This is a genomic window from Methylosinus sp., from assembly GCF_036560965.1.
GTDB lineage: Bacteria > Pseudomonadota > Alphaproteobacteria > Rhizobiales > Beijerinckiaceae > Methylosinus.
The window spans coordinates 12,962-25,615 of the sequence record NZ_DATBQF010000044.1 but is presented as its reverse complement, the minus strand read 5'-3'; the positions used below and the strand labels follow the sequence as shown (position 1 = coordinate 25,615).

General features: G+C 62.6%; 11 protein-coding genes. 7 read left to right on the top strand and 4 right to left on the bottom strand.

The window, feature by feature from the left end; translation table 11 throughout:
• Positions 1 to 30 precede the first annotated feature (30 nt).
• The 3 genes from VIF40_RS12105 to thyX all read right to left on the bottom strand — a co-directional run bounded on the left by VIF40_RS12105 (position 31) and on the right by thyX (position 2,595).
• Positions 31 to 906, bottom strand: coding sequence for an FkbM family methyltransferase (locus tag VIF40_RS12105; protein ID WP_331937761.1), 876 nt, complete (start codon positions 904 to 906; stop codon positions 31 to 33).
• Positions 907 to 1,035: 129 nt separating this feature from the next.
• Positions 1,036 to 1,908: a bifunctional DNA-formamidopyrimidine glycosylase/DNA-(apurinic or apyrimidinic site) lyase gene (gene mutM, locus VIF40_RS12100; RefSeq protein ID WP_331937760.1), complete on the bottom strand. Its 873-nt coding sequence runs from the start codon at positions 1,906 to 1,908 to the stop codon at positions 1,036 to 1,038.
• Between the two features lie 6 nt (positions 1,909 to 1,914).
• Positions 1,915 to 2,595 carry an FAD-dependent thymidylate synthase gene (thyX, locus tag VIF40_RS12095; RefSeq protein ID WP_331937759.1) on the bottom strand — a complete coding sequence of 227 codons (681 nt, stop codon included), beginning with the start codon at positions 2,593 to 2,595 and terminating at the stop codon, positions 1,915 to 1,917.
• A 184-nt stretch (positions 2,596 to 2,779) separates the two neighbouring features.
• On the opposite strand from thyX, the gene VIF40_RS12090 reads away from it, so the two are divergent.
• The 5 genes from VIF40_RS12090 to VIF40_RS12070 all read left to right on the top strand — a co-directional run bounded on the left by VIF40_RS12090 (position 2,780) and on the right by VIF40_RS12070 (position 8,197).
• Complete coding sequence (locus VIF40_RS12090; protein WP_331937758.1) at positions 2,780 to 4,192, top strand: P-loop ATPase, Sll1717 family; 1,413 nt, start codon at positions 2,780 to 2,782, stop codon at positions 4,190 to 4,192.
• Between the two features lie 2 nt (positions 4,193 to 4,194).
• Positions 4,195 to 4,809: a hypothetical protein gene (locus VIF40_RS12085; protein WP_331937757.1), complete on the top strand. Its 615-nt coding sequence runs from the start codon at positions 4,195 to 4,197 to the stop codon at positions 4,807 to 4,809.
• Between the two features lie 120 nt (positions 4,810 to 4,929).
• A complete protein-coding gene (ubiE, locus tag VIF40_RS12080; RefSeq protein WP_331937756.1) occupies positions 4,930 to 5,691 on the top strand; it encodes a bifunctional demethylmenaquinone methyltransferase/2-methoxy-6-polyprenyl-1,4-benzoquinol methylase UbiE in 762 nt (253 codons plus the stop codon).
• Between the two features lie 31 nt (positions 5,692 to 5,722).
• A complete protein-coding gene (gene ubiB / locus VIF40_RS12075) occupies positions 5,723 to 7,285 on the top strand; it encodes a 2-polyprenylphenol 6-hydroxylase (protein ID WP_331937755.1) in 1,563 nt (520 codons plus the stop codon).
• Positions 7,286 to 7,288: 3 nt separating this feature from the next.
• Positions 7,289 to 8,197: a hypothetical protein gene (locus VIF40_RS12070; RefSeq protein WP_331937754.1), complete on the top strand. Its 909-nt coding sequence runs from the start codon at positions 7,289 to 7,291 to the stop codon at positions 8,195 to 8,197.
• A gap of 64 nt (positions 8,198 to 8,261) precedes the next feature.
• On the opposite strand, the gene VIF40_RS12065 is transcribed toward VIF40_RS12070, so the two are convergent.
• Complete coding sequence (locus VIF40_RS12065; RefSeq protein ID WP_331937753.1) at positions 8,262 to 9,263, bottom strand: adenosine kinase; 1,002 nt, start codon at positions 9,261 to 9,263, stop codon at positions 8,262 to 8,264.
• A 451-nt stretch (positions 9,264 to 9,714) separates the two neighbouring features.
• Here VIF40_RS12065 and VIF40_RS12060 point away from each other — a divergent pair, with 451 nt between their 5' ends.
• Positions 9,715 to 10,590, top strand: a complete 876-nt coding sequence (locus VIF40_RS12060) for a phosphoribulokinase (RefSeq protein WP_331937798.1) — start codon at positions 9,715 to 9,717, stop codon at positions 10,588 to 10,590.
• Positions 10,591 to 10,603: 13 nt separating this feature from the next.
• Complete coding sequence (gene tkt / locus VIF40_RS12055; protein WP_331937752.1) at positions 10,604 to 12,604, top strand: transketolase; 2,001 nt, start codon at positions 10,604 to 10,606, stop codon at positions 12,602 to 12,604.
• The last annotated feature ends 50 nt before the right edge of the window (positions 12,605 to 12,654 follow it).

The window sequence follows — 12,654 nt, the reverse complement described above, 5'->3', positions numbered from 1 at the left end:
AGCGGCGCCGGCGCGATCGACCGGTCGCCCCTACTCCGCAGCCTCGCGCGGCGCATGATGGCGCAGGCCGAACATATAAGCGCGCGCCAGATTGCGGCCGCTTCTGCGATCATGCTCGGTGAGCAGGCGCAAAGCGAGATCGGCCGAGCGATAGCAATCATGGACGATCTGCGCGACGCCGAGCAATTCCTCGTCGGAGAGACGCTCCAGCCGCATGAAGTCGCGCACGAAAATGGCGTCGCTCCAGACGATCTGGCTCATGCCGGCGAAAATATCCCTGCCGAGCATCAGCGGCTTCAGCACGCGGCTCATCATCGGCGTGAAGCGATGCAGAACATAGCCCTGCGCGCGCAGAAACAGCTCTATCTCCGAGAATAGCGGCTGGCCTTCATAGAGCGGCAGGAACTCGACCTCGATATGGAGAACATAAGCGCGCCGCAGCCTTTCGACGGCGTTTTGCAGGATCATCAGCTCCGCGCCCTGCACGTCCAATTCCAGAAATGTCGCGCCTTCTGTCTCGGCCACATCGTCGAGCCGCACAGTGTCGATCGCTTGCGTCGCGACGACTTCCGACCAGACCGGAAAGCCGTGGAACATCGCCATCGCCGCCGGATTGGGCTTCAGCAGCGAGGTCATGTCGCGCGCCGCGCATATGTGCAGCGTATGGCGTCCGCCATCGCCGACGGCGTGCGGCAGATAGACATCGCCCGGATTTTTGCGCGCGTTCAGCTCTTCGACGGCGGCCTCGTCGGGCTCGAAGCCGACGATGGTCGCCTCGCCGCCGCGCAGCAAAGGCGCATAGACCGGCTCGCCGCTGATATGGCGCGCGCCGATGTCGATGATCTTCTGCCGGACGCTCGCCCCGGCGAGATCGATGAAAGGGGGGAGGATGTCAGCCTGTTCCATGAAAATCTCGCCAGATGGAATGTCTCGCGCGATGGCCGGCGCGTCGATCGGCGAGGACGGAGCGCTGCAATCATCCGCTGATCGGGGTCGAGCTTTAAGCGCCGCCGCTTGCGCAGAACTGGCGCGCGCTCACTTCTGGCATTCGCGACAAAAAAAGGTCGAGCGCCCGCTCTGGATCACGCGCGAGACATGGCCATGGCAGCCCGGCGTCGGACAGGGCGCGTCCTCGCGGTCGTAGACGCGGAAGGAATGCTGGAAATAGCCGAGCGAGCCATCGGTCTGGCGATGGTCGCGCAGGCTGGAGCCGCCCGCCTCTATCGCCTCGCCCAGCACCTGCTTGATCGCCGCGACGAGCTCGACGAGACCGCGCTTCGGCTTTCCCTTGGCGTCGACCAGCGTTCCGGCGGCGCGCAAGGGCGAGAGATGCGAGCGGTGCATCGCCTCGCAGACGTAGATATTGCCGAGGCCGGCGATGATGCGCTGATCGAGCAGCGCGGCTTTGAGCGGCGCCTTGCGGCCGCGCAGCTCCTCGGCCAGACGCTGCGGCGTCAGCTCCGGCCCGAGCGGCTCGACGCCGAGCCCGGCAAAGAGCGGATGCTCCGACAGCTCGGCGCCGGGGATGAGCAGCATGAAGCCGAAACGGCGCGGATCATTGTAGGTGACGCTGGCGCCGCTCGCGAAATGGAACACCACATGATCATGCGCCGCTTTCGTGCTCGCCGCGCGATGATAGACCCCTTCTGGCGCGTCCGCCTCGATGCGGAAGGAGCCGCTCATGCCCAGATGCATGATCAGCGTCTCGCCATCGTCGAGCGCGCCGACGAGATATTTGGCCCGCCGCTTCAGCGCCTCGACGCGCCGGCCCGCGAGCCGCGCGGCGAAGCCCGGCGGAAACGGAAAGCGCAGATTGCCGCGGCGCAGCTCCACGAGCGCCAGTCCCGATCCGGTGAAGACGGGCTCGAGACCACGCCGGACTGTCTCGACCTCGGGCAGCTCGGGCATGGCGTCTCAGAACCCGTGCGATTTCCAGGCCGCGACGGCCACAGGGACGATGGGCTCGACCAGCCTCTCCATCGCCTCTGCGTAGACGCGGATCTCATATTGCGCGTGAGGATCGGCGCGCAGAGACAGAAACTTGAATAGATTCAGCAAATTGACCTTTGCGAACATATGGCTGTAGGTGGACAGCGGCAAAACCGTGCGGGCGAGCTCCCGCGGCCAGCCGGCGGCCAGCAGCGCGCGATAGGTCGCGAAGGCGGCCTCGAAGCCGGCGCGCAGCTTCTCCACCTCGGCCCGGCGGCCCTCGAGATCGCCGCCGGGCTGGCGGCCCTGCTTATTGGCGGTCGCCTGCTCGCCGATGTTTTCGGGATCGGGCAGGTAATAGGTCTCCGGCAATTCGCGGTAGCGGCCGGAAAGCTCATTATAGGTCCAGGTGCGGTGCCTGTGCCATTGGCGCAGCACGAAGATCGGCGCCATCACCTCGAATTGCAGCTCCACCGCCTCGAAGGGCGTCGTATGGCGGTTCTTCCAGAGGTAATCGATGAGCTTCTTGTCCGAGCCCTCGTTCTCGCCGGCGCGCCAGGCGGCGTCATAGGAGACGCGGGCCGCGCGCACGATGGAGAGGTCCGAGCCCATATGATCGACGAGGCGGACGAAACCATGGTCCAGGACTTTGATCTGATCGGACATTTTTTAGGCTCTGGAAGCTGATGAAACCACGACGCCACTCCTCGAACTCATTTTACCTGATCCGATCCGCCCTGCCCCGGTCTAACGCACTTACGAAAATTCGTTGAAAGCGGCTAGTGCACCCTTCATAACAGGGACATCGACTTACCTCGGATTCGGCGAGCTGTCCCCCGGAGAAATTTCTATGCCTGTCTTTTCGGACGCAGTGATAGAACGCCTGTTTGGTGCAGATGACGCCGAAAACGAAGATGAAGCACGATTCCTGTCGTACTTCTATGTTGTTGGAGCGTATAACTCTCTGATGGCAGCCCTCCCCATTAGAATTGTTGTCGGGCACAAAGGTGTTGGCAAGAGCGCACTGTTGAAACGCGCCTTTCTTTCCGATAAAGCGTCCAGAAAGTTCAGTATTTGGCTACAGCCTGGCGACCTAATTGATATCAAGGCCACCGCTGCACAGGAGAAAGATTTTAATATCCAAATTGAAACGTGGAAGAGCGGCATTTCAAAAGAAATTGCAGAACGCCTTGCTGAGTATCTATATGGTCCTAAGGCAACAGAAATTTTTGAAAAGCAGAAAAAAGGAAAGACAAAGGAAATTTTAAAATTTATTTCCTTATGTCTTGGCGATAGAAAGGAAATTGACCGCATAAATATCTATATCGATGACATCGATCGAGGCTGGTCAGCGAGTCGCGAGGACATAAGACAAATTTCTGCTCTATTAAATGCCATTCGTGATATTTCAAGCCCTTCAAATAACGCGAATATTACATTTCGTATAGGACTACGTAGTGATGTTTATTTCTTGGTTAGAACATCCGATGAGTCGACCGATAAAATCGATAGCAATGTTATTTGGCTAAGATGGACAAATGATGATATAATTCGACTCATGGCTCGGCGTATAGAGACTTTTTTTGACAACAACTATGAAGGCAAAATAAAATTATCACAACAACAGATAACTGATACAATTCTATCTAAAGTTATTGAGCCTATTTTTTCTGGTTCTGGGCATTGGGAGGCTCGCCCTATGCATAATGTACTCCTGTCACTTACTCGAGCAAGACCGCGTGATCTTGTAAAGCTATTACGCGGTGGTGCAAAAAAGGCTCAGTTAGCGAATGCCGAGATAATCACTACGGAGCACCTTAAAGATTTTTTTGAAGCGTACTCTCAGGAGCGTCTCCAAGATATCACGAACGAATTTAGGGGTGAGCTACCGGAAATTCAACGACTTATATTCGAAATGCGTCCGCTTAAAAAGGAGCACCGCACCGCGAACAGCTATCAATTCAGTACAGACCAACTAATTTCGAAATTAGGCGATGTTATGCGTCATGTTCCGCTTCGCTTTACGAACGGATGGTCCGTCACACCGAAAAGCCTTATCCAATTCCTTTACAAAATTGATTTTATCACAGCCCGCCGAGAGACCATCGAAGGAATTGATCGCAAGTACTTCGAAGAGAGCCGATTTCTAGCGAGCGAAATAGTGGATTTTGGATATGGGTGGGAAATCCATCCCGCATATCGGTGGGCACTGCAACCACAAGATATCAATGCAGTACTCGATTCACTATTCGGAAAGAAGTAAATATGAATCACGCCATGACATGGTCATCGCTCCGAGCAATCGGAAACTCCCTACCTGCAAAATCTACCATTCTCATCCCGCTGATTGGCTATTATATTATTTTGAACCAAAATATTGCAGATGGCGGATTTTTTCAGTTAGCGTTCCCTGCGCACAAAAATCAAAATGACTTAATAGAAACTATATATAATACAAGGATATTTTTACTATATTTTGCATTATCTTTTATAGGAATAGGATCAATTGTATATCAAATAAGATGCCCGGACACAATTAAAACGTATGGAGACGAAATTGAATTCGCTGAACGCATCCAGCAGAGCATAACAAAACGAGATATTTCAAATTTTTTAAAAGAAATATCAAGAGCTAAATGTTATCAATGCCCATTAGACCTGGAATTTGCAGAGCGCGCCTTACTTAGCTCTGGCGCAACGCCGCTTGGCTCAGAAACACTGATTGATACGTTAAAAATATACTATGACGTAGTCGATCATTCAAATAAAATTTCAAGGTCATCGACGCTGGTATTATACATTGCCGGATTTATTTTCCTGGGCTTTCCATCGGCGATCGTCTTCATCAAGGTCTGCCGAGGCCTAATCACCCACTTATGAGGCATGACGCAGAGATTCAGTTGCTCGCACTCCGAAAACATGCGGATAGCGGCCCCAGCCATAGCCATGGGCCGAAAGGCGCGTTATATCGCCCGGAACGCCATCCGGACGCGAGAGACTATGACATCGCAAAACGAGACCTCGACCCATTTCGGTTTCTCCGAAGTCGGATTGGACGAAAAACAAGGCCTCGTGGACGATGTTTTCCACAAGGTGGCGCGGCGCTACGACATTATGAACGATCTGATGTCGGGCGGCATGCACAGGCTGTGGAAGGATGTCTTCGCCGCCAAGGTGCGGCCCTCCCGCCACGCCCCCTTCCGCCATCTGGACGTCGCCGGCGGCACGGGCGACATCGCCTTCCGCATCGCCAAGGCCTCCGGGCCGGAGGCGGAGATCGTCGTGCTCGACATCAATGGCGACATGCTGGACGTCGGCCGCGACCGGGCCGTCCAGCGCGGCCTCTCCGACAAGGTGGAGTTCGTCCAGGCCAACGCCGAGTCCCTGCCCTTCCCGGATGCGCATTTCGACGCCTACACGATCGCCTTCGGCATTCGCAACGTGCCGCGCATCGATCTCGCGCTGGCCGAGGCGCATCGCGTGCTCGAGCCCGGCGGGCGCTTCCTGTGCCTGGAATTCTCGCAGGTCGCGATCCCCGGGCTCGACAAGATCTACGAGGCCTATTCCTTCAATGTGATCCCGGCGATCGGCAAGCTCGTCGCCGGCGACGCCGAGCCTTATCGCTATCTCGTCGAGTCGATCCAGCGCTTCCCCCGCGCGGAGGAATTCGAGCGCATGATCCGTCACGCCGGCTTCCGCCGCACGGGCTTCGAGCGGCTGACCGGCGGCGTGGTGGCGATCCATTCCGGCTGGAAGCTCTGATCTTTTCCTTAAAGACGAACGGCGGCTCTTCGTGCTCATCGGCTTCGGGCATCTCTTCCGACTGGCGCGCGCCGGCTTCATTCTGGCGCGCGAAGGCGTGTTCAAGGGCGTCGATCCGGCCGTCCTGCCTGTCCCGGCGCAATTTCTGCTGCGCATCGGCAATCTCATCGCCCTGCCCGGCAGCGGCGACACGCCGCAAGCGCTGGTGCGCGCCTTCGCCCAGATCGGCCCTTCCTATGTGAAGCTCGGCCAGTTCCTGGCCACGCGGCCCGATGTCGTCGGCGGCGAGATCGCCGATGCGCTGACCGCGCTGCAGGATCGCATGGAGCCTTTCGGCCGCAAGGCCGCGGTCGAGATCATCGAACGGGCGTTCGGCAAGCCGGTCGAGGAGATTTTCCTCTCCTTCGGCGATCCGGTCGCCGCCGCCTCCATCGCCCAGGTGCATCCGGCCCGCGTCGCCTATCCGCAAGGCGAGCGCAAGGTCGCGGTGAAAGTGCTGCGGCCGGATGTCGAGCGCCAGTTCCGCCGCGACCTCGCCGACATGTATATTCTGGCCCGCGCCGCCGAGCGTTTCTCGGCCGAGGCGCGGCGGCTGCGGATGATCCAGGTCGTCGACACGCTCGCCCGCTCGGTGAAGCTCGAGACGGACTTCCGTCTCGAGGCGGCGGCGGCCTCGGAGTTTCGCGACAATGTGGCCGACGATCCCGACATTCGCGCCCCCAGCGTCGATTGGGACCGCACCACCCGCGAGGTGCTGACGCTCGAATGGATCGACGGCGCGCCGCTCTCCGACATCGCCCGCGTCGCCGCCCAGGGCCATGATTTGAAAGACCTCGGCCGCAAGGTCCTGCAATCCTTCCTGCGCACGGCGATGCGCGACGGCTTCTTTCACGCCGACATGCATCAGGGCAATCTCTTCGTCGACAAGAAGAGCCGGCTCGTCGCCATCGATTTCGGCATTATGGGAAGGCTCGGCTTCAAGGAGCGGCGCTTCCTGGCCGAAATATTGTTCGGCTTCATCACCCGCGACTATAGACGCGTCGCCGAAGTGCATTTCGAGGCGGGCTATGTGCCGCCGATCCATTCGGTCGAGGAATTCTCGCAGGCGCTGCGCGCCATCGGCGAGCCGCTGCATACGGCGAATGCGCAAGACATTTCCATGGCGCGGCTGCTGACCCTGCTGTTCGAGGTGACGGCGCTGTTCGACATGCGCACGCGCACCGAGCTGGTGCTGCTGCAAAAGACCATGGTGGTGGCCGAGGGCGTCGCCCGCTCGCTCGATCCGACGCTCAACATCTGGAGAACGTCCGATCCGGTCGTGCGCGGCTGGATCGAGGACAATCTCGGCCCCAAGGCCAAGCTCGAGGACGCCGGCAAGGCGGCTGTCGAGGTCGCCAAATTCGCGACGCGCCTGCCCAAGCTCCTCGGCGACGCCGAGGCCGCCATCGAGATGCTGGCGGCCGCCGGCGCGAAGGGCGTGCGGCTCTCGGACGAATCGCTCGAAGGTCTGGCGCGGGCGCGACGACGCTCGGACCGCTGGTTCATGCTGGCGGTCGTCCTCTTGGCGCTGCTCGCAATCCACTGGATGGGGTGACCTATGGTCGCGAAAGCCGGTCCGCTGGCGCTTCTTCTCGCCTTTCTCCCGCTCGCCGCCTCCGCCGCGACGCCGGAGGAGGCCTATCTTTCCTCCCGCGATCGCCATATCGCCAAGCTCCGCAAGCTGGAGGCCAGCGGCAAAGCCGCGGGACAGGCCGAGGCGGACGAGCAGAAGGCGCTGAAGGAGCTCGGCGAGAAGATCGAGGCGATCGTCGGCCCCGTCGCCGCCCCCGGCTTCCAGAAGCTCGGCAAATACACGATCGAGACGCTGTTCGACGGAGTCGGCGCGGATCAGCTCGACGGCCTCGCCTTTGCCGGCGACGACGACAAATCGCAGCTGACCGTCTCGACCGTAAGCCTCGCCGAGGCGTTTTTGCGCGCCCATCGCAGGAGCTGGTCGAAGGGCGAGAAGCCGCCGCAATCGCTCGGCGAGGCGCTGGCTTCGCCTTACTTCTACACTCTGGCGGTGAGCCCGGACGCCGGCGTCGAGAAATACGCCGATCTACCGATCGCCAAGCCTGCCGCGGCGACGCTGGCGGTCGCCATTCTCGATCTGCGCAGCCAGGACGACGCCGGCGGAGCGCTGCCCGACGAGATCATCGTCGCGATCGCCAGCGGCGATCGGCTCTCTATCGCCTCGGCCCCCGCCAAGGCGAAGATCGAGACGTCGCCCGTCTGCGAGACGGCCTGGAGCGCGCATCAGGCCAGGGCCAAAAAGGCCATGGACTCCTATTCCGCCTCCGGCCGAGCCGACGAGAAGGATTTCGAGACCTATTCGAAGCTGCAGGACGAAGGCGCCGCCGCCTTTCGCCATTGCTTCGCCGAACACGCGAAATCGGAGACATTCTTCGCCGCGCTGACGCGCGAGGCGCAGGCGCTCGCCGACGCGCTGGCCGCGGCAAAGCGCTGAGGGGAGCGGCCGCTGAGCCGGCAGGCTCGCGCCACTCCCGATCGGCGGAAGCGACCGCAGGCCCTCAGGCCAGCAGGCCGTGGTCGCGGGCGAGCTGGCGCAGATCCTTCTGCGGCCGCGCGCCGACATGGGCGATGACGTCCGCCGCCGCCAGCGCGCCCAGCGAGGCGCCGCCCTCATAAGGAAGGCCGCGCGCGAGGCCGGCGAGGAAGCCGGCGGCGAAGAGATCGCCGGCGCCGGTCGTATCCACCACTTCCCTGACCGGGAAGGCCGGAACCGCGACGCATTTCGTCCCCTCGACGACGACGACGCCCTTGTCCGAGCGCGTGACGACGCCGAGCAGATTGGCCTCCGCCCCGAGCGCCTTCACCGCCGTCGCGAAATCGGCGGTCTCGTAGAGCGAATGCAATTCGCTCTCATTGGCGAAGAGAATATCGACGAGGCCGTCGCGCACCAGCCCTAAGAACTCGCCGCGATAGCGATCGACGCAAAAAGCGTCCGAGAGCGAGAGCGCGACGCGATTGCCGGCGGCGCGGCTCGCCTTGGCCGCCTTCAGAAACGCCTCCTTGGCGGCCGGCGGGTCCCAGAGATAGCCTTCGAGATAGAGGATCTTGGAGGCGCGGACGAGCTCCTCGTCGACATCCTCCGGCCCCAGAGCCTGGCAGGCGCCGAGAAACGTGCTCATGGTGCGCTGGCCGTCCGGCGTCACCAGAATGAGGCAGCGCGCCGTCGCCGCGCCGTCGGCGGCGAAGGGCGTGTCGAAGGCGACGCCCGACTGGCGAATGTCATGCGCGAACTCGCGGCCGGCGTCATCGTCCTTCACCTTGCCGATGAAGGCCGCGGCGAAGCCGAAGCCGGCCACGCCGACGAGCGTGTTGGCCGCCGAGCCGCCGGACATCACCGTCGTCGGCCCCATGGCGGCGTAGATTTCGGCGGCGCGGGCCTCGTCGACGAGCTGCATCCCGCCCTTGTGGAGCCCGGCCGCCACCAATTGATCGTCCTCGGCGCGGGCCAGAGTGTCGACAATGGCGTTGCCGACGCCGAGGACATCATAGGTCGCAGTCATGAAATCACCTTGTGGAACGGGGGCGTGAGCGCCGGAAAGCCCTCTGTAATCGACGCCGCCGAGACGTCAACCGACCGCGCCCGGGCGCCGCCGGACGACCGCCGCCGCCGGCCCGCGCCCCGCGCCCCGCCCCCGACGGCTAATATCTTGAAATATTTATTTAAACGGAAACGCGCCGCGGCCTGCGCCGCAGCGCGGGGCGGCGACCGAGATTTTTTTCGCGGGGACCGAGCAAACGCCCGCCTTTTCTTGTAGGAGAATTGCAGCGTGGCCGCATCGGCGAGAGATGTGGCCGCGCGATCTCGCTCGCCGCGCGCCCCGAGGGGCGGTCCGGCGCGCAGACCGCATATGAGCTGGAGCGCTTTCCGCTCGAACGGAGCCGTTCGAGCGATCAGATTTCGCTCCAAACGAAAAAATGCTGGACCTTTGCCGGCCTGCGATGGGCGTCGCCATGTCGATCAAGCATCCGATCATCTCGATCACCGGCTCGTCCGGCGCGGGCACGAGCTCGGTCAAGCAGACCTTCGAGCAGATTTTCCGCCGCGAGAAAGTGGAGGTCGCCTATGTGGAGGGCGATTCCTTCCATCGCTTCGAGCGCGACCAGATGAAAGCGGCCATGGCCGACGCCCAGGCGAGCGGCAATGCGCATTTCAGCCATTTCGGCCCACAGGCCAATCTGCTCGGCGAGCTCGAGACCTTGTTCAAGGAATATGGCGAGACCGGAACGGGGCAATTTCGCCATTATGTCCATGACGAGAACGAGGCCGCGGTGCTGAGCTCGCCGCCCGGCGCCTTCACGCCCTGGCGCGAGCTGCCGGCCAATACGGACCTCTTGTTCTACGAAGGCCTGCACGGCGCCGTGGTGACCGAGGAGGTCAATGTCGCCCGCTACGCCGATCTCAAGATCGGCGTCGTCCCGGTCATCAATCTCGAATGGACGCAGAAGCTCCATCGCGACCGCAACACGCGCGGCTACACCACCGAGGCCGTCACCGAGACGATCCTGCGCCGGATGCACGATTATGTGTATTACATCTGCCCGCAATTCTCGGAGACCGACATCAACTTCCAGCGCGCCGCGACGGTGGACACCTCCAATCCCTTCGTCGCCCGCTCGATCCCGAGCCCCGACGAATCGATCGTCGTCATCCGCTTCCGCGATCCGCGCGGCGTCGACTTTCCCTATCTCGTGACGATGATCGCCGGCAGCTGGATGTCGCGCGCCAATTCCATCGTCATTCCGGGCAATAAGCTCGATCTCGCCATGCAGCTCATACTCACGCCGCGGATATTGGAGCTGATGAAACGCAAACGTGGCGAAGCCTGAGGAAACGAACCAGATGTCGAATGTTTTGGAAACTGTCGCCGAAGTCGCCGCGGCCGAGGACGAGCGCCGCGCCGCCAACGCCATTCGCGCGCTGGCGATGGACGCGGTGGAGAAGGCCAAATCCGGCCATCCCGGCATGCCGATGGGCATGGCCGACGTCGCGACGGTTCTGTTCCAGCAATTCGTGAAATTCGACGCCGCCGCGCCCGACTGGGCCGACCGCGACCGCTTCGTGCTGTCGGCGGGCCATGGCTCCATGCTGCTCTATGCGCTGCTCTATCTGCTCGGCTATCCGGGCGTCTCGATCGACGATCTGAAAAGCTTCCGCCAGCTCGATTCGAAGACGCCGGGCCATCCCGAATTCGGCCATACGATCGGCGTCGAGACGACGACCGGCCCGCTCGGCCAGGGTCTCGCCACCGCCGTCGGCCTCGCCATGGCGGAGCGGCTGCAGGCGGCGCGCTTCGGCGACGATCTCGTCGACCATCGCACCTATGTCATCGCCGGCGACGGCTGCCTGATGGAAGGCGTCAGCCATGAGGCGATCGATCTCGCCGGCCATTTGAAGCTCGGCCGCCTCACCGTGCTGTGGGACGACAATGGCATCTCCATCGACGGGCCGACGACGCTCTCCACCTCCACCGATCAGCTCGCGCGCTTCGCCGCCGCCGGCTGGCATGTGCAGCGCGTCGACGGCCATGCGCCGCAGGAGATCGCCGATGCGCTCGCGCAGGCGCAGCAGGACGAGCGGCCGTCGCTCATCGCCTGCCGCAGCGTCATCGGCTATGGCGCGCCCAGCAAGCAGGGTAAGGAAACCGTGCATGGCGCGCCGCTCGGCGGCCCGGAGATCGAGCTCGCCCGCGCCGAGCTCGGCTGGCCCTATGCGCCTTTCGAGATTCCCGCCGATACATTGGACGCCTGGCGCGCCGCCGGCCGCCGTGGGACGAGCGAGCGGCTCGCCTGGGAGCAGCGCCTTTCCGCTTCGCCCAAGCGCGCCGAATTCGAGCGCTTTCTGACGGGCGACATCGCGCAGGAGATCGCGGCGCCGCTGCGCGCGCTGCGCGAGTCATTCGCCTCCGAGCGGCCCAAGGTGGCGACGCGCAAATCCTCCGAGACCACGCTCGGCGTCATCAATGCGGCGACCAGCGCGACGATCGGCGGCTCGGCCGATCTCACCCATTCGAACTTCACCATCACCAAGGGGCTCGGCTCGGTCTCGGCGGCGGATTTCTCCGGCCGCTACATCCATTACGGCGTGCGCGAGCATGGCATGGCGGCGGCGATGAACGGCATCGCGCTGCATGGCGGCTTCGTTCCCTATGGCGGCACGTTCCTCGTCTTCTCCGATTATGCGCGCGGCGCGATCCGCCTCTCCGCGCTGATGGGCCAGCGCGTCGTCTATGTGCTGACCCATGATTCGATCGGCCTCGGCGAGGACGGGCCGACGCATCAGCCGGTCGAGCATCTCGCCGCGCTGCGCGCCATGCCCAATCTCTACGTCTTCCGCCCGGCCGACGCGATCGAGACGGCCGAATGCTGGGAGATCGCGCTCAATGCGCGGACGACGCCCTCCGTGCTGAGCCTGTCGCGCCAAAATCTGGCGACGCTGGAGCGGCCGATCGGCGAGAATCTCACCGCCCGCGGCGCCTATGTGCTGCGCGAGCCGAGCGGCGGACGTCAGATGACGCTGATCGCCACCGGCTCCGAGGTGCAGATCGCGCTGGCGGCGGCCGATCTCCTGTGGACGCGCGGCAAGCGCGCGGCGGTCGTGTCCATGCCCTGCTGGGAGCTGTTCGAAGCGCAGCCTCGGGACTATCGCGACCGCGTGCTCGGCGCTGCGCCGCGCGTCGCCGTCGAGGCGGCCGTGCGGCTCGGCTGGGACCGCTGGATCGGCGAGCGCGGCGCCTTCGTCGGCATGACCGGCTTCGGCGCGAGCGCTCCGGCCGACGCGCTCTACACACGCTTCGGAATCACTGCGGCGGGCGTCGCCGATGCGGCCGAGGCGCTGCTCTAGGCGATCCGCGCCGCGACGCCGCGCTCCGAGCCTCCGCCCGGAGCGCGGCG

Excerpts from the sequence above, each read along its gene's own strand:
- VIF40_RS12085 (WP_331937757.1), top strand. The coding sequence starts at position 4,195 with ATGAATCACGCCATGACATGGTCATCGCTCCGAGCAATCGGAAACTCC.
- ubiE (WP_331937756.1), top strand. The coding sequence starts at position 4,930 with ATGACATCGCAAAACGAGACCTCGACCCATTTCGGTTTCTCCGAAGTC.
- VIF40_RS12060 (WP_331937798.1), top strand. The coding sequence starts at position 9,715 with ATGTCGATCAAGCATCCGATCATCTCGATCACCGGCTCGTCCGGCGCG.
- thyX (WP_331937759.1), bottom strand. The coding sequence starts at position 2,595 with ATGTCCGATCAGATCAAAGTCCTGGACCATGGTTTCGTCCGCCTCGTC.
- VIF40_RS12070 (WP_331937754.1), top strand. The coding sequence starts at position 7,289 with ATGGTCGCGAAAGCCGGTCCGCTGGCGCTTCTTCTCGCCTTTCTCCCG.
- VIF40_RS12065 (WP_331937753.1), bottom strand. The coding sequence starts at position 9,263 with ATGACTGCGACCTATGATGTCCTCGGCGTCGGCAACGCCATTGTCGAC.
- tkt (WP_331937752.1), top strand. The coding sequence starts at position 10,604 with ATGTCGAATGTTTTGGAAACTGTCGCCGAAGTCGCCGCGGCCGAGGAC.
- VIF40_RS12105 (WP_331937761.1), bottom strand. The coding sequence starts at position 906 with ATGGAACAGGCTGACATCCTCCCCCCTTTCATCGATCTCGCCGGGGCG.
- VIF40_RS12090 (WP_331937758.1), top strand. The coding sequence starts at position 2,780 with ATGCCTGTCTTTTCGGACGCAGTGATAGAACGCCTGTTTGGTGCAGAT.
- mutM (WP_331937760.1), bottom strand. The coding sequence starts at position 1,908 with ATGCCCGAGCTGCCCGAGGTCGAGACAGTCCGGCGTGGTCTCGAGCCC.